This is a genomic window from Agromyces sp. NPDC060279 (assembly GCF_042726785.1).
Lineage (GTDB): Bacteria > Actinomycetota > Actinomycetes > Actinomycetales > Microbacteriaceae > Agromyces.
This window is the reverse complement of record NZ_JBHXBK010000008.1, coordinates 64860-91009: the sequence shown is the minus strand read 5'-3', so window position 1 is coordinate 91009 and position 26150 is coordinate 64860. Positions and strand designations below refer to the sequence as shown.

Sequence of the window (26150 nt, the reverse complement as noted above, 5' to 3'; positions counted from 1 at the left end):
GAGGCGCGGATGGAGCGGGCGGAGCACCGGGCGTGGATGCGTCGCGCCCTCGCCGTCGCCGAGGAGGCCCTGAGTTCGGGCGACGTGCCGGTGGGGGCCCTCGTGCTCGACGCCGAGGGGCGCGTCATCGCCGAGCGGCGCAACGAGCGCGAGCTGAGCGGCGATCCGACGGCGCACGCCGAGGTGCTCGCGCTCCGTGACGCGGCCGCGGCGCGGGGCGAGTGGCGGCTCGAGGGCTGCACCCTCGTCGTCACGCTCGAGCCCTGCGTGATGTGCGCCGGCGCGATCCTCGCCGCGCGCGTGCCAACCGTCGTGTTCGGCGCCTGGGACGAGAAGGCGGGGGCCGCGGGGTCCCTCTACGACGTGCTGCGCGACCGCCGGCTGAATCACCGGGTCGAGGTCTACGGCGGGGTGGAGGCCGAGGCTGCGGCGGCGCAGCTGCTCGGCTTCTTCGGCGGTGCCGAGCATCGCCCCGCCGGGTCCGGCTCGTCCGGCGGCCGCCCGGGTCAGCCGCCGAGCGAGATGCCGCTCGACAGCTGAGCGAAGGCCCGCCCCGCGAGCGCGGCGGGCACGCCCCCGGAGCCGTCGGGGTCCTCGTCGCCCGCGGCCCACTCCTCGAGGCCGAGGCGGATCGCGTCGGTCGCGGCCGCGGCGAGCAGCCGCACCTCGAAGGGGTCGGCCCTGTCGCCGGCGAGCTCGGCGATGATCGCGCGCAGGCGCGTCTCGGAGTCGTGGTTCACCCGGTGCCAGACGGTCTGCAGCGCCGGGTCGTCGGCCGCGGTGCGGAGCAGCCCGTGGGTCCAGCGCAGCGCCTCGCGCCCGGCGTCGTCGACCGGGGTCAGCACGCGGGCGATGAGCTCGGGGAAGACCGCGGTCGGGTCGCCGGGTTCGGATGCCGCGAGCGCCGCCTGCCAGGTGACGGCGCCGACCGCGAGCAGCGGGCCGACGGCGTCCTCCTTGGTGCGGAAGTAGCGGTAGAAGGTGCGCAGCGACACGCCGGCCGCCGCCGCGATCGATTCGGCGGTGACCTGATCGGCCCCGTGCTCGGCGAAGCGCACGGCGGCGGCCTTCGCGATCTCGAGCTGCGTCGCCGCCTTGCGGCGCTCGGTCAGGGTCGGCGTGCGTTCCACGTCTGGCAGCGTACGGGAAATAGTCCGGGCTGTGGCGGTGTTTGACAAGATGACACGTTGTGCCAGACAGGCGTAACGTGTAGCAAAACTCCTGGGACTCGAAAGGTCGAACACCATGAACCGCTACGAAGGTCGCCGCGCACTCGTCACGGGCGGCGGATCCGGCATCGGACAGGCCACCGTGCTGCGCATGCTCGCCGAGGGCGGCCGCGTCGTCGCCGCCGACGTCAGCGCCGCCGGACTCGCCGACACCGTCACCAAGGCCGGCGACGCCGCCGAGCGCCTGCACACCGTCACGATGAACATCGCCGAGGAGGCATCCGTCCGCGCGGGCGTCGCCGCCGCCGTCGAGTGGCTCGGCGGGCTCGACGCACTCGTCAACGCCGCCGGCATCCTGCGCTCCTCGCACACGCACGAGACGAGCCTCGACGCCTTCGAGCAGGTCATCCGGGTGAACCTCGTCGGCACCTTCCTCGTCATCCGCGAGGCGATCCCCGCGCTGCTGCAGGGCGAGGGCGCCGCCGTCGTCAACTTCAGCTCGACCTCGGCCGCGTTCGCGCACCCCTACATGGCGGCGTACGCGGCCAGCAAGGGCGGTGTGCAGTCGATGACCCACGCGCTCGCGGCCGAGTACGCGAAGCAGGGCATCCGCTTCACCGCGGTGCAGCCCGGCTCGATCTCGTCCGGCATGACCGACGGCTCCGGCCAGAGCAAGCAGAGCCAGGGCCCCGGCCTCCCCGAGGACGCCGACATGATGCTGTTCATGAAGCTGCAGCCCGCACTCGGCCAGGGCTTCGCCGGCCCCGAGACCGTGGCGAGCGTCGTCGCCATGCTCGCGAGCGACGACGGCCGCTTCATCACCGGCACCGAGGTGCGCATCGACGGCGGCACGCACTTCTGAGTCGCGCCCCCGCACGCCCCGACAGCGAGTTGCCCGACTTCCATGGAAGTCGGGCAACTCGGCGTTCGGGTGCGGCCGCTCAGCGGCGGCGGCTCACTCCAGGCCCTTGATGACGATCGCGTCCGTCGGCGGCGCCGTGTGGTGCGGATCGACGTAGACGTCCGGCTCGATGTAGATCACCCGGGCCGCCGGCACCGCCTGGCGGATGCGCTGCTCGATGACGTTCGTCGCCGCCGCGACCTCGAGCAGCCGCTGATCGGCCGCGAAGCCGAGCTTCGCCGCGACGAGCAGCTCGTCCGGGCCGAGGTACAGGGTCTTCATGTGGATGATCCGCTCGATCTCCGGGCCCGCCGTGATCGCCTGCTCGATCTTCTCGACGTCGGCGTCGTTCGCGCCCTCGCCGACGAGCAGGCTCTTCGTCTCGATGCCGAGCACGATCGCGACGACGATCAGCAGCGTGCCGATCATGAGCGTGCCGATCGCGTCGAACAGGGGGTTGCCCGTGAGGATCGTGAGCCCCACGCCGAACAGGGCGAAGACGAGGCCGAGCAGCGCCGCGACATCCTCCAGCAGCACCACCGGCAGCTCCGGCGCCTTCGCCCGGCGCACGAACTGCACCCAGCTCTGCCGGCCGCGCAGCGGGTTCGACTCCTTGATCGCCGTGCGCAGCGAGAACGACTCCAGCGCGATCGCGATGACGAGCACGAGGATCGGCAGCCACGGCACCTCGAGCGGGTGCGGGTGCTGGATCTTCTCGATGCCCTCGTAGATCGAGAACAGACCGCCGACCGAGAACAGGATGATCGCGACGACGAAGGCGTAGACGTAGCGCTCGCGGCCGTAGCCGAAGGGGTGCTCCTTGTCGGCCGCCCGCCGGGCCTTGCGGCCGCCGAAGATCAGCAGCAGCTGGTTGCCCGAGTCGGCGAAGGAGTGCACCGCCTCTGCGAGCATCGAGCTCGAGCCCGAGAACGCCCACGCGATGAGCTTCGTGACCGCGATGCCGAGATTGGCGAGGAAGGCCGCGATGATGGCTTTGGTTCCGCCCGATGCGCTCATGGATCGATTCTAGGAGCCGCGGATGCCTCGAGCGTGATGGGCTCTTCCTAGGATGGGCGCATGACTGCCGACGCGCCATCCCTTCCCGTCATCGCGTTCCTCGGCGCCGGCTCCATGGCGCGCGCCGTGCTGCACGGCCTCCTGCAGCCGGGCGTCGCCGTCGACGGCATCCGCGCCACCAACCGCAGCGCCGAGAAGGCCGCCGAGCTCGCCGAGCTGCCCGGCGTCACCGCCTTCGCGACGGAGCAGGATGCCGAGGCCAACCGCCGCGCGGTCGCCGGGGCCGGCCTCGTCGTCGTCGCCGTGAAGCCCGCGATGGTGCCCGATCTGCTGCGCGAGATCGCCGACGCGCTCGAGCCCGGCACCGTCGTCGTCTCCGTCGCCGCCGGGGTCACCGTCGCGACGTTCGAGTCGATCCTGCCCGAGCACGTCGCGGTCGTCCGCACCATGCCGAACACCCCCGCCGTCGTCGGCCGGGCCGTGACCGGCGTCTCGGCGGGCACCCGCTCGAGCGAGGCCGAGCTCGCCCTCGTCGTGCGTCTCTTCGAGACCGTCGGCGAGGTGCTCGTCGTGCCCGAGGCGCAGCTCGACGCGCTCTCCACGATCTCGGGATCGGGCCCGGCGTACGTCTTCTACCTCATCGAGCAGCTCACCGCGGCGGCCGTCGCGAAGGGCTTCACCGCCGAGCAGGCGGCGACGATGGTGCAGGGCACCTTCCGCGGCGCGAGCGAGCTGCTCGCGGCCTCGGGGGAGGAGCCCGCCGAGCTGCGCCGCCGGGTGACGAGCCCGAAGGGCACCACCGAACGCGCCGTCGCCGTGCTCGAATCGGCCGGGCTCGAGGAGATCTTCGCCCGCGCGACCGACGCCGCGCTCGCCCGGGCGCGCGAGCTCGCCGCCGGCGCATGAGCGCCGTCGTACCGCCCGCAGCCGGGCTGCGCTTCGCGGGCGAACCGCGCTTCGCCTGGCGCGGGGTCATGCTCGACGTCGCCCGGCGCTTCCGGCCGCTGCCCGAGCTCATGCGCTTCGTCGACCTCCTCGCCGCGCACCGGATCACCGTGCTGCAGCTGCACCTCTCCGACGACCAGGGCTGGCGTTTCGAGGTGCGGGCGTACCCGAGGCTCACGGAACTCGGCGGGCGCCGCTCCGAGACGCAGCTCGGCCACGGTCCCGCCTCCACCCTCGACGGGGTGCCGCATGAGGGCTGGTACCGGCAGTCCGAGCTGCGCGAGCTCGTCGCCTACGCCGCGGAGCGGGGCATCCGCGTCGTGCCCGAGCTCGACGTCCCAGGGCACGCGAGTGCCATCCTCGCCGCGTATCCCGAATTCGGGGTCGGCGGCGCCGAGGAGGTCGCGCGGCGCGTGCGCGAGCCGTGGACGCGCTTCGGCATCAGCGACGAGGTGCTGAACGTCGAAGCGGAGACCCTCGCCTTCGTCGGCACCGTCTTCGACGAGCTCTGCGAGGTGTTCGACGACGAGATCGTGGGCATCGGGGGCGACGAGGTGCGCAAGGACCGCTGGCGCGCCGACCCGCGCACGCAGCAGCTCATGGCCGAGCGGGGCATCGCCGACGAGGAGGAGCTGCAGGCCTGGTTCCTCGGCCAGGTGGCCGACGGGCTCCGCGCCCGAGGCCGCCGCACCGTCGGCTGGGACGAGATGCTGGAGGGCCGCGACCCGGCGCCCGATGCGATCGTCGCCTCCTGGCGCGGCCCGGTCGGCGCCCGGCTGGGGGCGCGCCTCGGCCACGACGTCGTGCTCTGCCCCGACCTCTGGACCTACTTCGACTACCGCCAGTCGGACGACCCGGCCGAACCGATCCCCGTCGGCACCGTGCTCGCCCTGGAGGACGTGGCCGGGTTCGACCCGGTGCCGGCCACCGAACCCGCCTGGTTCGCCGAGCGGGTCGCCGGCGTGCAGGCGAACGTGTGGGCCGAGCATCTCGACGGGCCCGAGCGGCTCGACTACGCGGTGTTCCCCCGGCTCGGGGCGTTCGCCGAGGTCGCCTGGACGGGGCATCCGCTCGACCCGGCGGACTTCGCCGCCCGGCTACCGGCGTACCTCGCCTGGCTCGACGAGCGCGGCGTCGGGTACCGGCCGCCGTCCGGCCCTCGGCCCGAGCAGCAGCGGCCCGGCGTTCCCGGCGTGCCGCGCGACCGGGCGTCGCGCATCGCCGAGCTCGAACGGCTCACCGCGGGGCTCGCGCGCGCCTGAGACGTGGAACGCGGGGCCGGCCATCGATGGCCGACCCCGCGCCCGGGTCTCCCGGGACGATCCCGGGTCTCGGGGCTAGCCCGCGTGCTTCGCGTCGCGCGACCGGGCCGCGCGAGCGGCGGTGCGCACGAGCCGGAACGCGATGAGCATCGCGCCGGCGATGGCGACGGCGGCAGCGCCGGAGAGGAGCCCGGCGAGCGCGGCACCGTCCGTCGCGGGCGCCGTGCCCGAGTCGAGACGGCCGAGATAGCCGAACGTGAATCCGATGATGAACACCCAGGTCGCGACGATGATGGTCGCGGGGATGGTTCCGATCCTTCGCATGTCACCTCCTTTGCATGACCCGCCAGTATAGCCGATCGATCTGAGGAAACGCCTGAACAGGGCGAGTTTCGTTCCGGGTGTCGATTTCCGGGGTCCGAGTTCGTCACCATGGTGTGACGATCGTCGTCACGGCCCGCGAGCGGGCTGACAGCTGGGAGACACCATGACCGACACGTACGTCTACCTCATCCACGAACCCGACTGGGACTCCGACGCCTACCTCTCGGGCACGGGGGTGCCGGGCGGCGACCCGGAGGCGAACTTCCCCGCGCACAAGGCGTTCCAGGAGGCCGTGGCCCGGCTCGGCGCGCGGCTCGTCGGGGGCTCCGCCCTGCAGAACGCGAAGTACGGCGGCCGCGTGACGCCCGGGTCCGGCGACCGCCTCGAGGCCGACGCGGTCTACTCCGACGGCCCGTACCCGGACACGAGCGAGGTCGTCTCCGGCTTCTACCTCGTCGAGACCGACGACGAGGCGCTCGCCCGGCGCATCGCCGCGCTCGTGCCGACCGGCGGCCACGTCGAGTGGCGCAAGGTATTCCCCACCTCGTGACCGCGTCCGCCGCCGGCCTCGGCGAGGACTTCGCCGACGCCTGGCCGCGCGTCGTCCGCGCGCTCGCCGCGTACACCGGCAGCCTCGACGACGCCCAGGAGTACGCCGCCGAGGCGATGGCGCGGGCCGTCGCCGAGGCCGGCGGCGGACGGTCCATCGGCTCGCTCGCCGCCTGGTGCACCACGGTCGGCAAGCGGGCCTTCCTCGACGACCGCCGGCGGCTCGCCACCGAGCAGCGGCACGCCGAGCGCGAGGCCGCCGAGCTCCAGGCCCGCCCGCGCGAGGCGGAGTGGGCGGAGCCCGAGGCATCCACCGGCGCCCTGCCCGGCGACGCGCTCGACGACCGGCTCGCCCTGCTCTTCGTCGCTTGCGACCCGGCGCTCACCGAGCAGGCGAGGCTCGTGCTCGCCCTCCGCGTCGTCTGCGGGCTCGACGTGCCACGCATCGCGGCGCACCTCGGCGTGCAGCCCTCGGCCGCCGCGGCCCGGCTGACCCGCGCGAAGCGGGCCCTCGCCGAGGCGCGGGGGAGCTTCCGCGTGCCGGAGGGGCCGGAGCGCCGCGCCCGCCTGCCCGTCGTGCTCGCGAGCGTCGCCGGCATGTTCACCGTCGCCCACCGCGATGTGCTCGACCCCGGCTCGCCGATCGACGACCTCGGCCGGCAGGCGCTCTCGATCGCCGACGCGCTCGTCGCCGAGTTCCCGGACGACGCCGAGGTGCGCGGACTGCGCGCGGTCGTCCGCCTCGGCCTGGCGCGTCGCCCGGGACGGGTGGATGCCGAGGGTGCGGCGGTGCCGCTCGACGAGGCCGACCGGCGGCGCTGGGACGCCCGGCTCATCGAGGCCGGTCTCTCGGACGCCGCGGCCGCCGCCGACCGCGGCGACGGGCGCTTCGTGCTCGAGGCCGCCATCGCCGGGCTGCACACCGCGGCGCCGAGCTTCGCCGAGACCGACTGGAGCCGGGTGGTCGCGTTCTACCGCGCGCTCGAACGGGTCTGGGGCGCCCCCTCGGTGACGGTCGCCCGGCTCGTCGCCGAGCAGCAGCTGGCGCTGTTCAGCCCGCCCTCGGGGGAGCGCACCGCGGCGCTGCGCAGCGTCGAACGGGAGCTGCGGGTGCTCGCCGCGGGCGCCGCGCCGTACGCCGCGCTCGACGCCCGCCTCGCGCTCGCCGACCTCGCCCGGCGCACCGGTCGGCGCGAGGAGGCCGCCGAACGCTACGCCGCGCTCGCCGCGGAGGTGCCGACGGAGGCGGTGCGGCGGCTCTGCGAGCGACGCGCGGCGGGCTGAGGCGTCAGCGTTCGAACACCGGCACGCCGTCGACGAAGGTCTGGTCGACGCGCGCCGCGCCGATCTCCTCGGCGGGGATCGCGAGCAGGTCCCGGTCGAGCACGGCGAGGTCGGCGGCGAAGCCGGGCGCGATGCGGCCGGTGTCGTCGAAGCCGTTCACGTAGGCGGAGCCCGCCGTGTACGCCTCGAGGGCGGTCGCGACGTCGAGGGCCTGGCCCGGCAGGAACGGCTCCGCACCGGAGCCGGGATGCCCCGCCGGCAGCGCACGGTTCACGGCGACGTGGATGCCGGCGATCGGGTCCGGCGTGGAGACCGGCCAGTCGCTGCCCGCCGCGAGCCGCGCCCCGGCCGCGTGCAGCGAGCCGAAGGGGTACTGCTGCCTGGCGCGCTCCTCGCCGAGCACCGGCACGGTGTGCTCGACCATGAGCGGGTCGTTGCAGGCCCAGTAGGGCTGGATGTTCGCGGTAACGCCGAGCTCGGCGAAGCGGGGCACGTCGGCCGGGTCGACGAGCTGCACGTGGGCGAGGTGGTGTCGGGGGTCCGGGCCGCGCCGGACCGCCCGCGCCGCGGCGACGGCGTCGAGGCTCTCGCGCACGGCGCGGTCGCCGATGCCGTGGAAGTGCAATTGGAAGCCCTCGGCCTCGAGGCGGACCGCGATCTCGCGGAGCAGTTCGGGGTCGACGAACGACAGCCCGGACTCGGCGTGCACGGCCCGGTACGGGGCGAGCAGCGCTGCCGTGCCGGACTCGATGATGCCGTCCTGCATGATCTTCACGGCGGGCGTGCCGAAGCGGCGGCCGCGGAAGCGCTCACGGCGCTCGACCAGCTCGGGGATCTGCTCGAGGCCGCGGGCGCGGTCCCACCAGAGGGCCCCCGCGACCCTGGCGGTGAGCCGCCCGGCGCGATCGGCGCGGAGGTACGCCTCGGCGGGGTCCTCGCCGTCCTCGGCGCGGGACAGGATGGCGTCCTGCCAGGCCGTGATGCCGAGGGCGTGCAGGTGCTGCTGCGCGCGCAGCACGGCGGCGTCGAGCTGCTCGGGGGTGGCGTCGGGGAGGATCGCGAGCACGGGGGCCACGGCGCCCTCGAGCAGGAACCCGGTCGGCCGGCCCGAGGCATCCCGCTCGATCCGGCCGTCGGCCGGGTCGGGGGTGCTCGCATCGATGCCGGCGGCCGCGAGCGCGGCCGAGTTCACCCAGGCGCGGTGGCCGTCGTTGCCCCAGAGCAGCAGCGGGCGGTCGGGCACGACGCGGTCGAGCAGCGCGGCGGTCGGCGGGCCGTCGGGGAACGCGGACTGCGTCCAGCCGGCGCCCTGCAGCGTCGCATCGTGGGGATGGCTCGCCGCGTACGCCGCGACCGCGGCGAGGTACTCGTCGACGGTCGTGAGTCCGCCGAGGTGGCAGCTGGACAGCTCGAGGGCGCCGAAGACCGGGTGCGCGTGCGCGTCCTGGAAGCCGGGCACGAGGAGGCGCCCGGCGAGGTCGACGGTGCGGGTGCCGGGGCCGGCGGTTTCGAGCAGCGCGTCGTCGCCGACCGCGACGATGCGGCCGTCGCGCACGGCGACGGCGGTCGCCGGGGGTGCGCCCGCCGGGGGTGAGCCGAGGCCGGCTCCCGTGAAGACGCGGCCGCCGTGGAAGACGAGTTCGGGGGTCATCTGGACGTCGTGGTTCCTCTCCCGGCCCGCCCGCGAGCGCACTCCGAAGCGCCGAGTCGCGTGGGGTCGAGAATCTGAGCATCGCTCTTGACTGCGCTCGGCGTGGGCACTACCGTCGGACCGTGCCGGATCGTTCCGGCACGAGTCATCGTAGGGATTTCTGGAGAGGAACACAATGACGTACCCGCCCCGCCGGCCGGCCGAACTGCCGCGCTTCCGCGGACTCGACGGCAACCCGCAGCTCGCACCGAGCCCCGTGCCCGGCACCCCGCGGGAGCTGGTGGACCACGGCTTCGCCGAGCTCACGGTCGGCACGGCCGAGTACGCCGAAGGGCCCACGGGGGTGACCGTCATGCGGCTGCCCGACCATGCCCGCGTCGCGACCGACTTCCGCGGCGGCTCGAAGGGCATGAGCGGCGGCTACCAGGTCGTCGAGGCGATCTGCTTCGCCGGCGGCTCGGTCTACGGCTTCGGCGCGGCGACGGGCGTCGCCGAGGCGCTGCTCGCCGAGCGGGACAACGACGTGTCCTTCCCGCGGCTCTCGCTCGTGAACGGCGCGATCATTTACGACTTCTCGGCGCGCAACAACGCCGTCATTCCCGACGCCGCCCTCGGCAAGGCGGCGCTCGCGAACGCCGTCGGCGGCACCGTGCCCGTCGGCCGCGTGGGGGCGGGCGTCGCGGCCACCGTGGGCAAGATCGACTGGTCCCGCGCGGAGTTCGCCGGGCAGGGCGCGGCCTACCGCGAGATCTCGGGGATCAAGCTCCTCGTCGTCACCGTCGTGAACGCCGTCGGGGCGATCGTCGACCGCGAGCAGCGCGTGGTGCGCGGCAACTACGACCCGGAGACGGGCGAACGGCGCCACCCCGCCGAGGACTACGCGGCGGCGTTCGCGGGCGCGGCGATGCCGGCGACCGAACTCGGCAACACGACCATCACCGCGGTGTTCACGAACGTGCGGCTCGACGACCGCCAGCTCGACCAGTTCGCGAAGCAGGTGCACAGCTCGATGCACCGGGCCATCCAGCCGTTCCACACCAGCCAGGACGGCGACGTGCTGTTCGCCGTCACCACCGACGAGCTCGACTTCCCCAGCGAGACGAGCGCCGAGCTGGGCGTGCACCAGCTCGCGCCGAGCGCACTCGGCGCGGTCGCGTCGGAGCTCGCCTGGGACGCCGTGCTGAGCGCCGCCGCATGATCATCCGACGACACGAATCCGAGACCCGCGATCCCGCGATCCGCGGAGCCGAGATCGGCGAGCGCTTCGCCGCCCCGATCGCCGAGTCGCTCGACGGCTACTGGCGGCTGTTCCGGGCGAAGGGGATCGACGACGGCCCGGCCCGCGACGCCGCCCGCCGCATCCTCGACGACGTCGCCGACTGGTCGCCGAGCCTCGCGAGCGAGCTCGCCGGCCTCGCCGCCGGTGCCGGCCTGGAGGCCTGGGAGGCCGCGCTCATGAGCGGCCGCACCGAGATCATCGCGCTCGCCGAGCCAAGCGGCCAGGGGGAGTGCTCGACCGGGGTGCACCTGCCGGCCGACGGCGGAGCCCCGCGCACCCTGCAGATCTGGGACTGGTACACGCACCTCGCGACGGAGTCGCTCGCCTGGTCGTACGTCACCGACGCGGGGCGCCGGGTGCACGGCTTCACCGAGCTCGGCATCCTCGGCAAGATCGGCATCAACGAGGCGGGCGTCGGCAGCCACATGAACATGCTGAACCACCGGGCGGATGGTTCGGTGCCCGGCATCCCGCTCCACCTCGTCGCCCGGCGCATCCACGACGAGGCCGCGTCGCTCGACGAGGCGATCGAGCTCGTCCGCGGCACCCGCTTCGGCGCCTCCACCACCCTCACGGTGGTGAGCTACGACGGCGAGCGGCCGCGGGCGGCGTTCCTCGAGGCGACGCCGGTCGGCGTCGCCGTGATCGAGGGGGCGCCCGGCGAGACGATGCGGCACACGAACCACTTCCTCGACGCCGGGCTCGCGCGCGGGGAACGCAACCCCGACATGAGCGACACGCACGCGCGGCTCGCGATGCTCGACGAGCGGGCGACCGCGTTCGAGGCGATCGACCCGGTGGCGCGGGCCGCGCAGCTCGTCGAGGGACTGCCCGACGGCGGCCCGGTGTGCATCTTCTACCGGGACGAGGAGCACCCGGAGTTCAGCTGCGAGACGAAGGCGACGCTGTCGCTCGACTTCGACGAGCGCGTGCTGCGCTACCGCGCCGGCACCCCCGCGGCGGTCCGCGACGAGGGCTGGGAGGTGATCTGAGCCGGCCTCAGCGCCGCTCGAGCAGCACCATCACCTCGAAGTGACTCGTCTGCGGGAACATGTCGAACACCCGCGCCCGCACGGGCCGGTACGACGGCATCGCCCGCAGGTCCTTCGCGAGCGAGGCCGCGTTGCAGCTCGAGTAGAGCACGTGCGAGATGCCCGCGCTCTGCTCGAGCCAGCCGGCGAGCTCGGCGCCGATGCCGCGCCGCGGCGGGTTCACCACGACGAGGTCGGGCGCGGACGACGCCGCGAGCGCGAACTCGGTGGCGTCGCCGGCGGCGAAGCGCAGCCGGTGGAGCGCGGCATCCGTGCGGCTGAGCTCCGCCGAGGCGACGGCCTCGACGCTCGTCTCGATGCCGGTGATCTCGGGGCCGGCGCTCCCGGCGCCGTCACCGGCGAGGTGCAGCGCGAAGCCGCCGACGCCCGAGTAGAGGTCCCAGGCCGAGTCGGGGGCGAGCTCGCGGATCCAGTCCCGCGCCTCCGCGTAGAGCGCCGCCGCGATCGCCGTGTTCGTCTGGAAGAAGCTCTGCGGCCGCAGGTGCATCGTGACGTCGTTGAGCCGCATCGGCAGCGTCTCCTGCTCGGTGAGCACGAGCTCGGCGTCGCCCTCGAGCACCGCCTTGTGCTCGGGCAGCAGGTTGACGGTCACGACGCGGGCCTGCGGCAGCTCGGCGAGGAGCACGGGCAGGTGCTTGCGGATGCGGGCGACCGGCTCCGTCGAGCGCAGCACGAAGCGCACCATGAGCTCCCCGTCGGGCGACTCGGTGACGATGAGGTGCTTCAGCTCGCCGCGCCGGGCGGCGACGTCGTAGGGTGCGATGCGCGCGAGCGTGATGAACCTGGCCAGCACCGGGAACGCCGCCCGGTGACCGGGCGAGCAGATACCGCAGGCCTGCAGGTCGACGCCGTGCCCGTCGGCGTCGAGGATGCCGATCGTGGGCGCGTCGACCGTGCCGCCGACGACCATCTTCGCCTTGTTGCGGTAGTCGCGCTCGCCGGAGGCGACGGGCGGATGCCACGCGCCGACGCCGAACGGCGCGAGCAGCTGCTCGGCGTGCGCCTGCTTCGCGGCGAGCTGCTCCGGGTACGGCTGCCCCATGAGGGCGCACGAGGTGCAGCGCCCGGCGTCGAAGTAGCCGCAGTCCACCCGTCAAGCGTAGGCCGCGCGCGGGTCGTCGACGGCGCTACGGCTCGAAGCGGTAGCCCATGCCGGGCTCGTTGAGGAAGTGCCGGGGCTCCGCCGGCACCGGCTCGAGCTTGCGGCGCAGCTGGGCGACGTAGAGCCGCAAGTAGCCGGCGTCGTTCGCGTGGTACGGACCCCATACCTCGGACAGCAGCATCTCGCGCGTCAGCAGGCGGCCGGGATGCTTCAGGAAGAGCTCCAGCAGATGCCACTCCGTCGGCGTCAACCGCACCGTGCCGCCCGAGCCGCCCGTGCCGGCCGAGCCGCCCGCCCCGTCCGCGCGGCGGATCGTCTTCGCCGCGAGGTCCACCTCGAGCTCGCCGATGCGGTGCACCGCGCCGGCGTCGTCCTCGCCCGCCGGGCGGCGGGAACGGGCGCGGATCCGCGCGAGCAGCTCATCCATCGCGAACGGCTTCGTCACGTAGTCGTCGGCGCCCGCGTCGAGCGCCTCGACCTTCTCGCCCGAGTCCGTGCGCCCCGACAGCACGAGGATCGGCACGCTCGACCAGGCCCGCACGGCGCGGATCACGTCGAGGCCGTCGACGCGCGGCATGCCGAGGTCGAGCAGGATGAGGTCCGGATGCCCCGAGGCCGCCTGCTCGATCGCCTCCGCGCCGTCGCGGGCGTGCAGCACCTCGTAGCCCCGTGCCGCGAGCGTGATGCGGAGCGCGCGCTGCAGCTGCTCGTCGTCGTCCGCGAGGAGGATCCTCATCGCACCGGCCCTTCCTCGTCCGCAGGCGTCGTCTGCGAGGCATCCGCCGTGCCCGCGGCCTCCGCCGCCGGCAGCGTCACCACCATCGTGAGCCCGCCGCCCGGGGTGTCCTCCACCTCGAGCGTGCCGTCCATCCCCTCGACGAAGCCCTTCGACAGGGCGAGGCCGAGGCCGAGGCCCGTCTCATTGTCGGTGTCGCCGAGCCGCTGGAACGGCGTGAACACGCCGTCGCGGCGCTCCGCCGGGATGCCGGGGCCACGATCGACGACGCGCAGCTGCACCCGCCCGCGGAACCCCGACGCCGCGATCCGCACCCGCTCGCCGGGCGGCGAATGCCGCACCGCGTTCGCGAGCAGGTTCACCACGACCCGCTGCAGCAGCCCCGCATCGGCGAGCAGCGGCGGCACGCCGTCGGCGAGGTCCAGCTCGACCTCGCCCGGCCCCAGGCCGAGCTCGTCGAGCGCGGGGAACACCACGTCGGCCGTCTCGACCGGCGCGAGCCGCACCGCGAGGGCTCCCGCCTGCACGCGGCTCACGTCGAGCAGATTCGTGACGAGCCCGGCGAGCGAGTCGAGGCTCTCCGCCGCCGTGTCCAGCAGCTCCGCACGCTCGCCCGCCGGCAGTTGCAGATCGGGGGAGCGCAGCGCGCTGATCGCCGCCGACGCCGAGGTCAGCGGGCGGCGCAGATCGTGGCCGACCGCGGCGAGCAGCGCCGAGCGCACCTTGTCGGTCTCGGCGAGCTCCGAGGCCTCCTCCGCCGCCGACGCGAGGGCGCCGTGCTCGATCGCGGCGTCGAGCTGGGTCGCGATCACCTGCAGCAGGCGGCGCTCCGAGGCATCCAGGTCCGGTCCGTGCAGTTCGAGCGTGCCGCGCTCGCCGATCGGCACGAGCGAGACCCGGTCGTCGCGCGTCGGCTCGCCGTCGGCGACCCGCGGCTCCCCGTCGAGGAGCAGGCGGACCCCGGCGAGCCCGAACGCCTCGCGGGTGCGGGTGACCATCGCCTGCAGGGCGTCCTCGCCGCGCAGCACGCTGCCGGCCATCGTCGCGAGCAGCTGCGACTCCGCCGCCGCCCGCTTCGCCTCGCGGGTGCGGCGTGCCGCCTGGTCGACGACGTAGCTCACGAGCAGGGCGTTCGCGACGTAGAACACGAGCGCGAGGAACTGCCGTGGATCGGCGATCGTCAGCGTGTGCACCGGCGCCACGAAGAGGAAGTTCAGCGTGATCCCCGAGAGCACCGCCGCGAAGAGCCCCGGCCAGATGCCGCCGATGAGCGCGACGACGATCACGAGCAGCTGGTAGGCGAGCACGTCGCTCGTGATCGAGGTCTCGGTGTGGAACTGCAGCAGCACCCAGCTGAGCAGCGGGCCCGCCACGAGCGCGACCGCGAAGCCGATGAGGAGCCGTGTGCGGCTGAGCGCCCCGCCGATCCGCGGCAGCGACAGGGCCGCCCCGGCGGCGGCGTGCGTCACGATGTGCACGTCGATGTCGCCGGACTCGCGGATCACGGTCGCGCCGATGCCCGGCCCCGAGAACGCCGCGGCCAGCCGCGAGCGGCGGCTCACCCCGATGACGAGCTGCGTCGCGTCGACCGAGCGGGCGAACTCGACGAGCGCGCGGGGCACGTCCTCGCCGACGACCTGGTGGAAGGTGCCGCCGAGCTGTTCGACGAGCGTGCGCTGGGCGTCGAGGGCGCCCGGATGCCGCGCCCGCATGCCGTCCGGCCGGGTCACGTGCACGGCGATCAGCTCGCCGCCCGAGGAGCGCGACGCGATCCGCGCCCCGCGGCGGAGCAGGGTCTCGCCCTCCGGGCCGCCCGTGAGCGCCACGACCACGCGCTCGCGCGCCTCCCACTTGTGGCTGATGCCGTGCTCGGCGCGGTACGCCTTGAGCGCCGAGTCCACCTCGTCGGCGAGCCAGAGCAGGGCGAGCTCGCGGAGGGCCGTGAGGTTGCCGAGCCGGAAGTAGTTCGACAGGGCGGCGTCGATCCGCTCGGCCGGGTAGACGAGCCCGCCCGAGAGTCGGTCGCGGAGCGCCTGCGGCGCCAGGTCCACGACCTCGATCTGATCGGCCGCCCGCAGCACCCGGTCCGGGATCGTCTCGCGCTGCGGCACCCCGGTGATCTGCAGCACGACGTCGCCGAGCGACTCGATGTGCTGCGTATTCACCGTCGAGATGACGTCGATGCCGGCGTCGAGCAGATCCTCCACGTCCTGCCAGCGCTTCTCGTGCCGGGAGCCCGGCGCGTTCGTGTGCGCGAGCTCGTCGACGAGGGCGACCTCGGGCCGGCGGGCGAGGAGGGCGTCGAGGTCGAGCTCCTCAAGCGGCATCCCGCGGTGGGTGGTCACCCGGCGGGGCACCACCTCGAGGCCCGCGGTCATGGCCGCGGTCGCGCGCCGCCCGTGCGTCTCGACGAAGCCGACGACGACGTCGCGGCCCTCGCCGAGGAGGCGCTTGCCCTCCTCGAGCATCGTGTACGTCTTGCCGACGCCGGGCGCGGCGCCGAGCAGCACCCGCAGCCGACCCCGTCGCATACCGGTCAGTCTCCCACCAACTCGGCGAGCGCGAGGTTCAGCTGCAGCACGTTCACCGTCGGGTCGCCGAGATACCCGGCGTCGCGGCCCTGCACGAACCGTTCGACGAGCGCGGCGACCTCGGTCTCGGGCAGCCCGCGCGCCTCGGCGACCCGGGCCACCTGCAGCCTGGCGTACGCGGGGCTGATGTGCGGGTCGAGGCCGGATCCCGACGCCGTCACCGCGTCGACCGGGATCTCGCCCGGCGCCGCACCGTCGGCCTCGGCGATCGCCGCCTGCCGCTCGCCGATCGCGGCGACGAGGTCCGCGTTCTCGGGGCCGAAGTTGCTGCCGCTCGAGGCGCCGCCGTCGTAGCCGTCGCCCGCGGCCGAGGGGCGCGGCTGGAACCACTCGGGCAGCGGCGCGCCCTCGGCATCCGCGAACGACTGCCCGACGAGGGCCGAGCCGACGACCGCGCCGTCGGCGTCGCGCTCGAGCGAGCCGTTCGCTTGCGCCGGCAGGGCGAACTGGCCGATGCCCGTGACGACGGCGGTGTAGCCGACGCCGAGCACGAGGGTCAGCAGGAGCATCGCGCGGAGCGCGACCCAGTGGGTGCGGAGGGTGGAGCGGGTGGTGCTCATGGGAGGGTCCTTTCGTTCCGGGCGGGTCAGAACCCGGGGATGAGGCTGACGACGAGATCGATCAGCTTGATGCCGATGAACGGCGCGACGATGCCGCCGAGGCCGTACACGAGCAGGTTGCGGCTGAGCACGGCGCTCGCCCCGCCCGCCCGGTACTTCACGCCGCGGAGCGCGAGCGGGATGAGGAAGACGATCACGATCGCGTTGAAGATGATCGCCGAGAGCACGGCCGAGGCCGGCGAGTGCAACTGCATGACGTTCAACACGGCGAGCCCGGGGAACACGCCCGCGAACATCGCCGGGATGATCGCGAAGTACTTCGCCAGGTCGTTCGCGATCGAGAAGGTCGTGAGCGCCCCGCGGGTGATGAGCAGCTGCTTGCCGATCCGCACGATGTCGATGAGCTTCGTCGGGTCGGAGTCGAGGTCGACCATGTTGCCGGCCTCCTTCGCGGCGGAGGTGCCCGTGTTCATCGCCACGCCGACGTCGGCCTGCGCGAGCGCGGGCGCGTCGTTCGTGCCGTCGCCGGTCATCGCGACGAGGTTGCCGCCCTCCTGCTCGCGGCGGATGAGGGCGAGCTTGTCCTCGGGCGTCGCCTCGGCGAGGAAGTCGTCGACGCCCGCCTCCTTCGCGATCGCGGCGGCGGTGAGCGGGTTGTCGCCCGTGATCATCACCGTGCGGATGCCCATGGAGCGCAGCTCGGCGAAGCGCTCGGCGAGGCCGTCCTTCACGACGTCCTTCAGGTGCACGACGCCGAGCACGCGGGTCGCGCCGTCCGGCGTGCGCTCCGCGACGACGAGCGGGGTGCCGCCCGAGGCCGAGATCGCCTCGACCCGCTCCTCGAGCTCGGCGAGCAGGGAGGAGGGCTGGCGCCCGGATGCCTCGGCCCACGCGAGCACCGCGGATCCCGCGCCCTTCCGCACGATCCGTCCGTCGGCGAGGTCGAGCCCCGACATCCGCGTCTGCGCCGTGAACGGCACGACCTCGCCGGCCGGCTGCGCCTCGCCCGAGGCGGGGAAGGCGACGCCGCGCTCCGCCGCGAGCTCGACGATCGAGGCGCCCTCGGGCGTCGGATCGGCGAGCGAGGCGAGCGCCGCCGCGCGGACGAGCTCGGTCTCCTCGACGCCGGGCAGCGGCACGAAGGCGCTCGCGCGGCGGTTGCCGTAGGTGATGGTGCCGGTCTTGTCGAGCAGCAGGGTGGTGACGTCGCCGGCGGCCTCGACCGCGCGGCCCGACATGGCGAGCACGTTGCGCTGCACGAGCCGGTCCATGCCGGCGATGCCGATCGCCGAGAGGAGGGCGCCGATCGTCGTCGGGATGAGGCAGACGAGCAGGGCGACGAGCACGGGGATCGAGACGGGGGATGCCGCGTACGAGGCGATCGGGTTGAGCGTCAGCACGACGACGACGAAGACGATCGACAGGCTCGCGAGCAGGATGTTCAGCGCGATCTCGTTCGGCGTCTTCTGCCGGGCGGCCCCCTCGACGAGGGCGATCATCCGATCTACGAAGGTCTCGCCGGGCTTCGAGGTGATGCGCACGACGATCCGGTCGGAGAGCACCCGGGTGCCGCCCGTGACCGCGCTGCGGTCGCCGCCCGACTCGCGCACGACCGGGGCGGACTCGCCCGTGATCGCCGACTCGTCGACCGAGGCGATGCCGTGCACGATGTCGCCGTCGCCGGGGATGAGCTCGCCCGCCGTGACGACGACGAGGTCGCCGAGCTGCAGGGCGGCCGAGGAGACCTCGACCGTGCGGCTGCGCTCGGCGCCCGGATCCGCGACCTCGTCGTAGCGCTCGACGCGGTGCGCGACGGTGTCGCTGCGGGTGCGGCGGAGCGACTCGGCCTGCGCCTTGCCGCGGCCCTCGGCGACCGCCTCCGCGAGGTTCGCGAAGAGCACGGTGAGCCACAGCCAGGCCGCGATCGCCCAGGTGAACGACCAGGGCACGGCGCTGCCGCCGGAGGCCTGCGGGCCGCCGAGGAAGGGCTCGGCGATCGCGAGCGCCGTGGTGAGCACGGCACCGACCTCGACGATGAGCATGACGGGGTTCCGCCACATCCGGCGCGGGTCGAGCTTGCGGAGCGCGCCGGGCAGCGCCTGCCCGAGCTGGGCGGTGGTGATGAGGGACATGGGTCAGTTGAGCCCTTCTGCGAGGGGTCCGAGGGTGAGCACGGGGAAGTAGGTGAGCGCCGTGACGATCACGGTGACGCCGAGCAGCAGGCCGACGAACTGCGGCCGGTGCGTCGGCAGGGTGCCGGCGGTGGCCGGGACCTTCCGCTGCGCGGCGAGCGAGCCGGCGAGCGCGAGCACGAGCACGATCGGCACGAAGCGGCCGAGCAGCATCGCCACGCCGAGCGCGATGTTGAACCACGGCGTGTTCGCCGTCAGCCCGGCGAAGGCCGACCCGTTGTTGTTCGACGCACTCGTGAAGGCGTAGAGCACCTCGCTCATGCCGTGGATGCCGGGGTTCCAGATCGAGATGGACTCCACGTCCTCCCGCACGCCCGGGAGCGCGAAGCTCAGGGCGGTGCCCGCGAGCACGAGCGTCGGCGTCACGAGGATGTAGAGGCTCGCGAGCTTGATCTCGCGCGGCCCGATCTTCTTGCCGAGGTACTCGGGCGTGCGGCCGACGAGGAGGCCGGCGATGAACACCGCGATCACGGCCAGCACGAGCATGCCGTAGAGGCCGGAGCCGACGCCGCCGGGGGCGACCTCGCCGAGCATCATGTTCAGCATCGGCAGCATGCCGCCGAGCGCGGTGTACGAGTCGTGCATCGAGTTCACGGCGCCCGTCGAGGTCAGCGTCGAGGTCGTGCCGAACAGGGTCGAGCCGAAGATGCCGAAGCGCGTCTCCTTGCCCTCCATCGCCCCGCCGGCGAGCTCGGGCGCCGTGCCGCGGCCGGCGGCCTCGAGGGCGCTGAGCGCGACGAGCGAGAGCACGAACAGCGTCGCCATGACCGCGAGGATCGCGTAGCCCTGCTTGTTCGAGCCCACCATGCGGCCGAAGGCGCGCGGCAGGGCGAACGGGATGGCGAGCATCAGCACGGTCTCGAACAGGTTCGTCCACGCGGTGGGGTTCTCGAAGGGATGCGCCGAGTTCGCGTTGAAGAAGCCGCCGCCGTTGGTGCCGAGGAGCTTGATGACCTCCTGGCTCGCGACCGGTCCGCCGGGCAGCTGCTGGCTGCCGCCGGAGAGGGTCTGCACCTCGGTGAAGCCGGCGAAGTTCTGCACGACCCCGCCCGCGAGGAGCACGATCGCGCCGACGATCGCGAGCGGCAGCAGCACGCGCAGGCAGCCGCGCACGAGGTCGACCCAGAAGTTGCCGATCGTGGGCGAGCCGTGCCGGGCGAAGCCTCGCACGAGCGCGATCGCGACGGCGATCCCGACGGCGGCTGAGACGAAGTTCTGCACGGCGAGGCCGGCGAGCTGCACGGTGTAGCCCATCGTCAGCTCGGGGGAGTAGGACTGCCAGTTCGTGTTGGCGACGAAGGAGGCCGCGGTGTTGAATGCGAGCCCCTCCGGCACAGCGGGCAGGCCGAGCGAGTACGGCAGCACCGCCTGCGCGCGCTGCAGGGCGTAGACGAGCAGCAGGCCGACGAGCGAGAAGGCGAGCACGCCGCGGAGGTAGGCCGGCCACGACTGCTCGGCGCGCGGGTCGACGCCGATGAGGCGGTAGAAGCCGCGCTCGACGCGCCAGTCGCGGTCGCTCGTGTAGGTGCGGGCCAGGTAGTCGCCGAGGGGGCGGTAGAGGAGGGCGAGGATCAGCGCGAGGGTGGCCGCCTGCAGAGCGGCGAAGAGCACCTCCATCAGAATCGCTCGGGTTTCACGAGGGCGATGACGAGGGTGATGATGGCGGCGATGCCCAGCGCGGCGGCGAGGAGCTCGAAGACGATCACAGCTTCTCGACCCCCTTGGCGATGAGGGCGACGACCGCGAACACGGCGAGGATGCCGAGGATGGCGACGACGTCGAGCACGGGGACTCCAGGTTCGGGCGCCGCCTGCCGCGGTCGCGGCGGGCGGGCAGCGGTTCGGCTGCACCTGCGATGCAACACCCGCGGCGGCCGCCGATCGGCCGTCCTCACGGTTCCCTAACGCCCCGCCCGCGCCATCCCTACGCGCCCCTCACGCCCTGGCCCGCTGAGCCCGCCTGGTTCGCTGAGCCCGCCCTGGTTCGCTGAGCTTGTCGAAGCGATCGCCCCCCTCGACAAGCTCGGGGAACCATTGGTTCGCTGAGCTTGTCGAAGCGATCGCCCCCCTCGACGAGCTCGGGGAGCCAGTGGTTCGCTGAGCCCGTCGAAGCGAGCGGCGTTCCCCTCGACGGGCTCGGGGAACCAGCGCACCCCTCGACGAGCTCGGGGGACCAGCCGCCTACTCCCCGCGGTGCAGCGCCTCGCGCTCGAGCTCCCACTCCTCGAGCAGCTCCGGCATCCGCGCCGCTATGAAGCGGAAGAACCCGGCCATGTCCCGTCCCCGCGCCGCCGCGGCATCGTCGTGCGCCGCGTCGGCGATCTCGTCGATGAGCTCGGCGAGGCGCGAGTAGATCGGCAGTCCGCTCGTGAGCACGGCGTGCCAGGTGTCGTCGAACAGGCGGTAGCGGTCGCGGCGGCTGTCGGGGCTCGAGACGCGCTGGGCCATCCGCGCCGTCTGCAGGTACCGCACCGCGCCCGACACCGCGGCCGCGCTCACGCCGAGCCGCTCTGCGAGCTCCGCCGCGGTTGAGCCCTCGGCGGGCGAAGCCACGAGGGCCATCAGCACGCGCGACGGCATCCGCGGCATCCCGGCGGCCGTGAGCATCGCCGCCCCCTCTTCGGCGGCGGCGATCGCGCGGTGCCGGCCGCGATCCTCGGATGCCCTCACGTGTCCCTCGCTCCCCTCGACCCGCCGCTCAATCGCCCGCCGCGAGCTCGCGCCGCCGCATCAGGCCGAGCGCGAGCACGCCGCCCGCGGCGACGACGCCGAGCAGCCACCACAGCCCCTTGACGTCGATCCCGTCCGCGGTGGCGACGGGCGTCACGGCGACCGGCGACAGGTTCGTCACCCAGTCGGGCAGCCCGAACAGCGGGCCGAACATGCCGAGCAGCAGGGCGACGAGCACGAGCACCCAGCCGAGCGCGATCGTGAGCCGCGGCGCGAGCACGAACACGAGCGCCGTCAGCACCAGGAACACGGCCGCCGCAGCGAGCTGCCCCGCGCCCGCGACGAGCGCGTCCCAGGCGAGCGAGGTGTCGGCGCCCTTCGCCTGCACGCCGAGCCAGGCGCCGAGCACGGCCGCGGCGCACACGGCGAGCGCGGCGCCGAGCCCGACGAGGAGGAACGCCCAGAGCCAGCGCACCCGGCCGACGGGCGCGGCGAGCACCTGCTCGGCGGTGCCGTGCGTCTCCTCCTGGCGTGCGCGCGTGACGGTCTGCACGGCGGCGCACGCGGCGAGCACCCCGACGATCGTGAAGAAGATCACGACCATGCCCTGCTCGAGGCTGCCGTCCTTCGACAGGGCGGCGAAGAGCTCCTCGACGGCGGGGATCTTCGCGCCGATCTGGTCGATCACCGCGCCGAGGCTCGTGGCGAGCATCCCGGTCAGCAGGCCGCCGATGGCCCAGCCGACGACGGAGCCGCGCGCCAGCCGCCACACGAGCCCGAGCGGCGAGCCGAGGCTCGCGGGCGCCTGCACCCGGCCGGCCCGTTCGGCGATGAAGCTGCCGTCGAGGTCCCGCACCCGTTGCAGCGCGAACGCGAGCGCGGCGAGCGCGACGGCGACGGCGGCGCAGAGGGCGAGCGGCCACCAGGCGTCGTCGGCGAAGGGCCGCGCGTTCTCCGCCCAGCCGAACGGTGAGAGCCAGGTGAGCCAGGAGCTCTCGATGCGTTGCAGATCGTTCGACGGCGTGCCGAGGGCGTTGCCGAGCCCGCTGGCGAGGAACGCCGCGAGCAGCACCCACACGCCGAGCGAGTTCGCCCCGCGCGAGGTACGCATGAGCTGGGCGGCCACGAGCCCGAGGCCGAGGAACACGAACCCCACGGCGGCCGCGGCGATCCCGGACACGATCGAGCCGAGCGGGGCGTAGCCCGCCCCGGCGAAGCAGGCGGCGACGAGCACGGCGAGCGCGATGTTCGCGCCGACGCCGTGCAGCACCGTCGCGACGAGGGGTGCGGTGCGGCCGGCCGGGGTCGCGGCGACGAGCTCCGCCCGGCCCAGCTCCTCGTCCATGCGGGTGTGCCGCACGGCGAGGAAGCTCGACATGAACGCCGCCATCATCGCGAGGAACGGCAGGATCAGGAACAGCGTGAAGGCGTCGAGCTCCGCACCCGACGGCAGCCCGCGGAAGAGCATGATGACGGGGTTCGCGGCGACCGCGGCGAGCACCTCCTGCCGGTCGGCCTCGGTGCCGTAGGACTGCTGCACCCCGCCGACGGCGGCGATCGCGAGCAGCGCCGTGCCGCCGATCCAGAGCACGAGCTGCCAGCGGTCGCGGCGCAGGCGCTGCCCGAGCAGCGCGCCGAGGGCGCTCATCGCCGCGCCCCCTCCCGCACGGTGCGCGCGGATCCACCGGCGGATGCCTCGTCGGCGGATGCCGCGCTGTCACCGATCTCGTCGCCGTAGTGCCGCAGGAACAGTTCCTCGAGCGAGGGCGGCTCGACGCGCAGGCCGCGCACGTTGCGGCTCGCGAGCGCGGGCAGGATGCCGGCGACGCGGTCGCTGTCGACGGTGAACCGGGCGCGTCCGTCGGCGACGGCGGTGTCGTGGATGTCGGGGAGGCCGGCGAACGCGGCGTCGGCCGAGGCATCCGCCCCGTTCCCCGCGTCGAAGGACACCTCGGTGCGGGTGAGGTGGCGAAGTTCGGCGAGCGTGCCGCTCTCGACGACGCGGCCGGCGCGGATGATCGACACCCGGTCGCAGAGCTGCTCGACCTCGGAGAGGATGTGGCTCGACAGCAGCACCGTCGCGCCGGCGGCGCGCACGCGCGCGACCTCGCGGCGGAACACGAGTTCCATGAGCGGGTCGAGGCCGCTCGTCGGCTCGTCGAGGATGTAGAGCTCGGCCGGCACGGCGAACGCCGCGATGAGCGCGACCTTCTGCCGGTTGCCCTTCGAGTACGCGCGGCCCTTCTTGCGCGGGTCGAACTGGAAGGCCTCGACGAGGCGCGCCTTCTCGGCCCGGTAGCCGGCGTCGCGGTGCGCGGCCCCGCGCAGCCGGGCGAGGAAGTCGACGGCCTCCCCGCCGGAGAGGTTCGGCCAGACGCTGACGTCGCCGGGCACGTACGCGATCCGCCGGTGCAGGGCGACGGCGTCGCGCCAGGGGTGCGCGTCGAAGACGCTCGCCACCCCGGAGCTCGCGCGGGCGAGGCCGAGCAGGATGCGGATGGTCGTGGACTTCCCCGCGCCGTTCGGGCCGAGGAATCCGTGCACCTGGCCGGCGTCGACCTCGAGGTCGAGCCCGTCGAGGGCGCGGGTGCGACCGTAGCGCTTCACGAGGTCGCTGGTGCGGATGACGGTGGTCATGCGCGCGACGCTACGCCGATTTCACGAATTCGTGAATCTTCCTAACGGAATCCTTACGGGCCCCCGCCGCGCCCGGGCTTCGGCCCCGGCCGCCCTACTCGAGCGCGGCGAACTTCTCGATGTCGCTCTCGGTGCCGGTCACGATGATCAAGTCGTGGTTCGACACCACGGTCTTCTCCGTCGCGTAGGTGAAGGGCTTGCCAGGGCTCTTCACGCCGACCACGGTGACGTTGTGCTTCGTGCGCACACCCGACTCGGTCAGGTTCTTGCCGCGGATCGGCTTCGGCGGGTACATCTTCACGAGCGCGAAGTCGTCGTCGAACTCGATGAAGTCGAGCATCCGCCCGCTGACGAGGTGCGCGGTGCGCTCGCCGGCCTCTCGCTCCGGGTAGATGACGTGGTTCGCGCCGATGCGCTGCAGGATCTTGCCGTGCGAGGCGGAGATCGCCTTCGCCCAGATCTGCGGCACGCCGAGGTCGACGAGGTTCGCCGTGATGAGCACGGATGCCTCGATCGAGGAGCCGACCGCGCAGACCGCGGTCGAGAAGTCCTGCGCGCCGATCTGCTTCAGCGCGTCGATGTTCTTCGCGTCGGCGACGACGGCGTGCGTGACCCGCTCGGCCCACTTCTGCACGAGCGACTCGTCGGTGTCGACGGCGAGCACCTCGCGGCCGAGCCGATCGAGCTGTCCCGCGGTCGCGGCGCCGAAGCGGCCGAGCCCGATCACGAGGACGGGGGCGTTGTGCTTGATGCGATCAACCAACGATGGGCCTCTCTTCCGGTCGTTTGAACAGCTGCCGGCGGGTGCTCGCGGCGAGTGCCGCGGCGAGGGTGACGGTGCCGACGCGTCCCATGAACATCGTGCCCGCCATGACGTAGACGCCCTCCGGCGGCAGGTCGGCGGTGAGCCCGGTCGACAGCCCGCAGGTGGCGAAGGCCGAGATGACGTCGAAGAGCACGTTCTCGAACGGCGCCTTCGTGATCTGCAGGATCGCGATCGACGCGGCCGCGACGATCGTCGCGCCCCAGAGCACGACCGAGACCGACAGGCGCAGCATGTCGCGCGGGATGCGCCGGCCGAACGCCTCCATCGAGGGGGCGCCGCGCGCCTCGGCGACGGCCGCGAGGAACAGCACCGCGAGCGTCGTCACCTTGATGCCGCCCGCGGTGGACGCGGAGCCGCCGCCGATGAACATCAGCATGCTGCTGACGAGCTGGCTGGAGCCGTACAGGTCGTGCATGTCGATCGTCGAGAAGCCGCCGGATCTCGTCATCGCCGACATGAAGAACGACTGGAAGATCGTCGGGCCGGCGTCGAGGTGGCCGTAGGTCTTCGGGTTGGCGTGCTCGAGCAGGATGAACATCGCCGCGCCCGCGATGAACAGGATCACCGTCGTCGTGAGCGTGAGCTTCACGTGCACGCTCCACTTGCGCGGGGTGCGCCACGCCTTCGCGAGCGCGAAGATCACCGGGAAGCCGAGGCTGCCGAGGAACACGCCCGCCATGAGCAGCGACTGCATCCAGTAGTCGTGCTCGAAGGGCGAGAGCCCGCCCGGGTTCGGCGAGAAGCCGGTGTTCGTGAACGCCATCGCCGAGTAGTACAGGCTGTACCAGATCGAGTGGCCGACGTCGTATCCCGCGGCGAGCATGCTCGGCATGAGGCCGATCGCGAGCGCCGCCTCGATGACGAGGGCGCTCACCGCGACCGTGAAGAGCAGACCGCCGACCTCGCCGAGGCGGATCGCCTGGCGCTCGGCCACCGGACCGACGTGCAGGCGCGAGGGGTTGGTGTCGCTCGCGGCCATGAGCTTGGCCCGGAGGCCCAGGCGGCGCGAGATCACGAAGCCCAGGGTCGTCGCGAGGGTCAGCACGCCGATGCCGCCGATGTTCACGCCGAGGTAGACGAGCCCGTGCCCGAACGGCGACCAGTAGGTCGCCATGTCGACGGTGGAGAGGCCGGTCACGCAGATGACGGAGACGGCGGTGAACAGCGCGTCGTGCAGCGGGGCCGAGGATGCCTCGCCGGCCCGTGCGATCGGCAGCGAGAACAGCAGCGTGAAGACGAGGATGAGGGCCGCGAAGACGAGGATGGCGAAGCGCGACGGCGAGTGCTTGACGAGGCTGTCGACGGCGTCGCGGACGACCCCGAGCCAGCTGCGGCTCCCGCGACCGGGGTTCCCGATCGTCGGCCGTGCGTGCATCGAGCCCCCTCCAGCCTTGCGTGACGCGT

Annotated in this window: 25 protein-coding genes; 8 read left to right on the top strand and 17 right to left on the bottom strand. The window is 73.4% G+C overall.

The genetic code is table 11. The annotated features are described in order from the left end of the window. Window positions 1-9: 9 nt before the first annotated feature. Window positions 10-540 (top strand): tRNA adenosine(34) deaminase TadA, encoded by a 531-nt coding sequence (tadA, locus tag ACFWE1_RS16730; RefSeq protein WP_376934539.1) that lies wholly within the window; start codon window positions 10-12, stop codon window positions 538-540. Here tadA and ACFWE1_RS16725 read toward each other — a convergent pair. Beyond that, entirely contained in the window at window positions 507-1130 is a 624-nt protein-coding gene (locus tag ACFWE1_RS16725) for a TetR family transcriptional regulator (protein ID WP_376934537.1), read from the bottom strand. The two genes, tadA and ACFWE1_RS16725, sit on opposite strands and share 34 nt — an antisense overlap. A gap of 115 nt (window positions 1131-1245) precedes the next feature. Here ACFWE1_RS16725 and ACFWE1_RS16720 point away from each other — a divergent pair, with 115 nt between their 5' ends. Further along, window positions 1246-2031 (top strand): SDR family NAD(P)-dependent oxidoreductase, encoded by a 786-nt coding sequence (locus tag ACFWE1_RS16720; RefSeq protein WP_376934536.1) that lies wholly within the window; start codon window positions 1246-1248, stop codon window positions 2029-2031. A gap of 93 nt (window positions 2032-2124) precedes the next feature. Here the strand turns inward: ACFWE1_RS16720 and ACFWE1_RS16715 are convergent, their stop codons facing one another. Then, a complete protein-coding gene (locus tag ACFWE1_RS16715; protein WP_376934535.1) occupies window positions 2125-3087 on the bottom strand; it encodes a cation diffusion facilitator family transporter in 963 nt (320 codons plus the stop codon). A 60-nt stretch (window positions 3088-3147) separates the two neighbouring features. Here ACFWE1_RS16715 and proC point away from each other — a divergent pair, with 60 nt between their 5' ends. Both proC and ACFWE1_RS16705 read left to right on the top strand, forming a co-directional pair. Continuing rightward, window positions 3148-3993: a pyrroline-5-carboxylate reductase gene (gene proC, locus ACFWE1_RS16710; protein WP_376934534.1), complete on the top strand. Its 846-nt coding sequence runs from the start codon at window positions 3148-3150 to the stop codon at window positions 3991-3993. After that, window positions 3990-5294, top strand: coding sequence for a beta-N-acetylhexosaminidase (locus ACFWE1_RS16705; RefSeq protein WP_376934532.1), 1305 nt, complete (start codon window positions 3990-3992; stop codon window positions 5292-5294). Before proC ends, ACFWE1_RS16705 begins: the two co-directional genes overlap by 4 nt. A gap of 75 nt (window positions 5295-5369) precedes the next feature. Here the strand turns inward: ACFWE1_RS16705 and ACFWE1_RS16700 are convergent, their stop codons facing one another. After that, the gene (locus ACFWE1_RS16700; protein ID WP_189085473.1) at window positions 5370-5618 is read right to left on the bottom strand and encodes a hypothetical protein; all 249 of its coding nucleotides are present in this window, start codon (window positions 5616-5618) and stop codon (window positions 5370-5372) included. Window positions 5619-5781: 163 nt separating this feature from the next. Here ACFWE1_RS16700 and ACFWE1_RS16695 point away from each other — a divergent pair, with 163 nt between their 5' ends. Then, a complete protein-coding gene (locus ACFWE1_RS16695; RefSeq protein WP_189085474.1) occupies window positions 5782-6168 on the top strand; it encodes a YciI family protein in 387 nt (128 codons plus the stop codon). Beyond that, complete coding sequence (locus ACFWE1_RS16690; RefSeq protein ID WP_376934530.1) at window positions 6165-7451, top strand: DUF6596 domain-containing protein; 1287 nt, start codon at window positions 6165-6167, stop codon at window positions 7449-7451. Before ACFWE1_RS16695 ends, ACFWE1_RS16690 begins: the two co-directional genes overlap by 4 nt. 4 nt (window positions 7452-7455) lie before the next feature. On the opposite strand, the gene ACFWE1_RS16685 is transcribed toward ACFWE1_RS16690, so the two are convergent. Next, window positions 7456-9102 (bottom strand): amidohydrolase, encoded by a 1647-nt coding sequence (locus tag ACFWE1_RS16685; RefSeq protein ID WP_376934528.1) that lies wholly within the window; start codon window positions 9100-9102, stop codon window positions 7456-7458. Window positions 9103-9277: 175 nt separating this feature from the next. On the opposite strand from ACFWE1_RS16685, the gene ACFWE1_RS16680 reads away from it, so the two are divergent. Together ACFWE1_RS16680 and ACFWE1_RS16675 are read left to right on the top strand one after the other, a co-directional pair. After that, entirely contained in the window at window positions 9278-10300 is a 1023-nt protein-coding gene (locus ACFWE1_RS16680; protein ID WP_376934526.1) for a P1 family peptidase, read from the top strand. Then, window positions 10297-11373: a C45 family autoproteolytic acyltransferase/hydolase gene (locus ACFWE1_RS16675; RefSeq protein WP_376934524.1), complete on the top strand. Its 1077-nt coding sequence runs from the start codon at window positions 10297-10299 to the stop codon at window positions 11371-11373. The genes ACFWE1_RS16680 and ACFWE1_RS16675 overlap by 4 nt, the downstream gene beginning before the upstream one ends. A gap of 7 nt (window positions 11374-11380) precedes the next feature. On the opposite strand, the gene rlmC is transcribed toward ACFWE1_RS16675, so the two are convergent. The 13 genes from rlmC to ACFWE1_RS16610 all read right to left on the bottom strand — a co-directional run bounded on the left by rlmC (window position 11381) and on the right by ACFWE1_RS16610 (window position 26121). Further along, on the bottom strand, window positions 11381-12523 hold the full coding sequence (gene rlmC / locus ACFWE1_RS16670; protein WP_376934522.1) for a 23S rRNA (uracil(747)-C(5))-methyltransferase RlmC: 1143 nt from the start codon (window positions 12521-12523) through the stop codon (window positions 11381-11383). A 37-nt stretch (window positions 12524-12560) separates the two neighbouring features. Beyond that, window positions 12561-13271 (bottom strand): response regulator, encoded by a 711-nt coding sequence (locus ACFWE1_RS16665; RefSeq protein ID WP_376934520.1) that lies wholly within the window; start codon window positions 13269-13271, stop codon window positions 12561-12563. Then, on the bottom strand, window positions 13268-15802 hold the full coding sequence (locus tag ACFWE1_RS16660; protein WP_376934518.1) for an ATP-binding protein: 2535 nt from the start codon (window positions 15800-15802) through the stop codon (window positions 13268-13270). Before ACFWE1_RS16660 ends, ACFWE1_RS16665 begins: the two co-directional genes overlap by 4 nt. Window positions 15803-15807: 5 nt before the next feature. Then, a complete protein-coding gene (gene kdpC, locus ACFWE1_RS16655) occupies window positions 15808-16422 on the bottom strand; it encodes a potassium-transporting ATPase subunit KdpC (RefSeq protein WP_376934516.1) in 615 nt (204 codons plus the stop codon). A gap of 26 nt (window positions 16423-16448) precedes the next feature. Continuing rightward, window positions 16449-18554, bottom strand: coding sequence for a potassium-transporting ATPase subunit KdpB (gene kdpB / locus ACFWE1_RS16650; RefSeq protein ID WP_376934515.1), 2106 nt, complete (start codon window positions 18552-18554; stop codon window positions 16449-16451). A gap of 3 nt (window positions 18555-18557) precedes the next feature. Next, window positions 18558-20231 (bottom strand): potassium-transporting ATPase subunit KdpA, encoded by a 1674-nt coding sequence (gene kdpA / locus ACFWE1_RS16645; RefSeq protein ID WP_376934514.1) that lies wholly within the window; start codon window positions 20229-20231, stop codon window positions 18558-18560. Continuing rightward, entirely contained in the window at window positions 20231-20320 is a 90-nt protein-coding gene (locus tag ACFWE1_RS16640; protein WP_243569466.1) for a potassium-transporting ATPase subunit F, read from the bottom strand. Before ACFWE1_RS16640 ends, kdpA begins: the two co-directional genes overlap by 1 nt. Continuing rightward, window positions 20317-20478, bottom strand: a complete 162-nt coding sequence (locus tag ACFWE1_RS16635) for a hypothetical protein (RefSeq protein WP_243569465.1) — start codon at window positions 20476-20478, stop codon at window positions 20317-20319. The genes ACFWE1_RS16640 and ACFWE1_RS16635 overlap by 4 nt, the downstream gene beginning before the upstream one ends. Before the next feature lie 316 nt (window positions 20479-20794). Beyond that, window positions 20795-21283: a GbsR/MarR family transcriptional regulator gene (locus ACFWE1_RS16630; protein ID WP_376934513.1), complete on the bottom strand. Its 489-nt coding sequence runs from the start codon at window positions 21281-21283 to the stop codon at window positions 20795-20797. Window positions 21284-21311: 28 nt separating this feature from the next. Then, window positions 21312-22931, bottom strand: a complete 1620-nt coding sequence (locus ACFWE1_RS16625) for an ABC transporter permease (RefSeq protein WP_376934512.1) — start codon at window positions 22929-22931, stop codon at window positions 21312-21314. After that, window positions 22928-23920 (bottom strand): ATP-binding cassette domain-containing protein, encoded by a 993-nt coding sequence (locus ACFWE1_RS16620; RefSeq protein ID WP_376934511.1) that lies wholly within the window; start codon window positions 23918-23920, stop codon window positions 22928-22930. The genes ACFWE1_RS16625 and ACFWE1_RS16620 overlap by 4 nt, the downstream gene beginning before the upstream one ends. A 94-nt stretch (window positions 23921-24014) precedes the next feature. Beyond that, entirely contained in the window at window positions 24015-24683 is a 669-nt protein-coding gene (locus ACFWE1_RS16615; protein WP_230767802.1) for a TrkA family potassium uptake protein, read from the bottom strand. Continuing rightward, window positions 24676-26121 carry a TrkH family potassium uptake protein gene (locus ACFWE1_RS16610; RefSeq protein WP_376934510.1) on the bottom strand — a complete coding sequence of 482 codons (1446 nt, stop codon included), beginning with the start codon at window positions 26119-26121 and terminating at the stop codon, window positions 24676-24678. Before ACFWE1_RS16610 ends, ACFWE1_RS16615 begins: the two co-directional genes overlap by 8 nt. Between the last annotated feature and the right edge of the window lie 29 nt (window positions 26122-26150).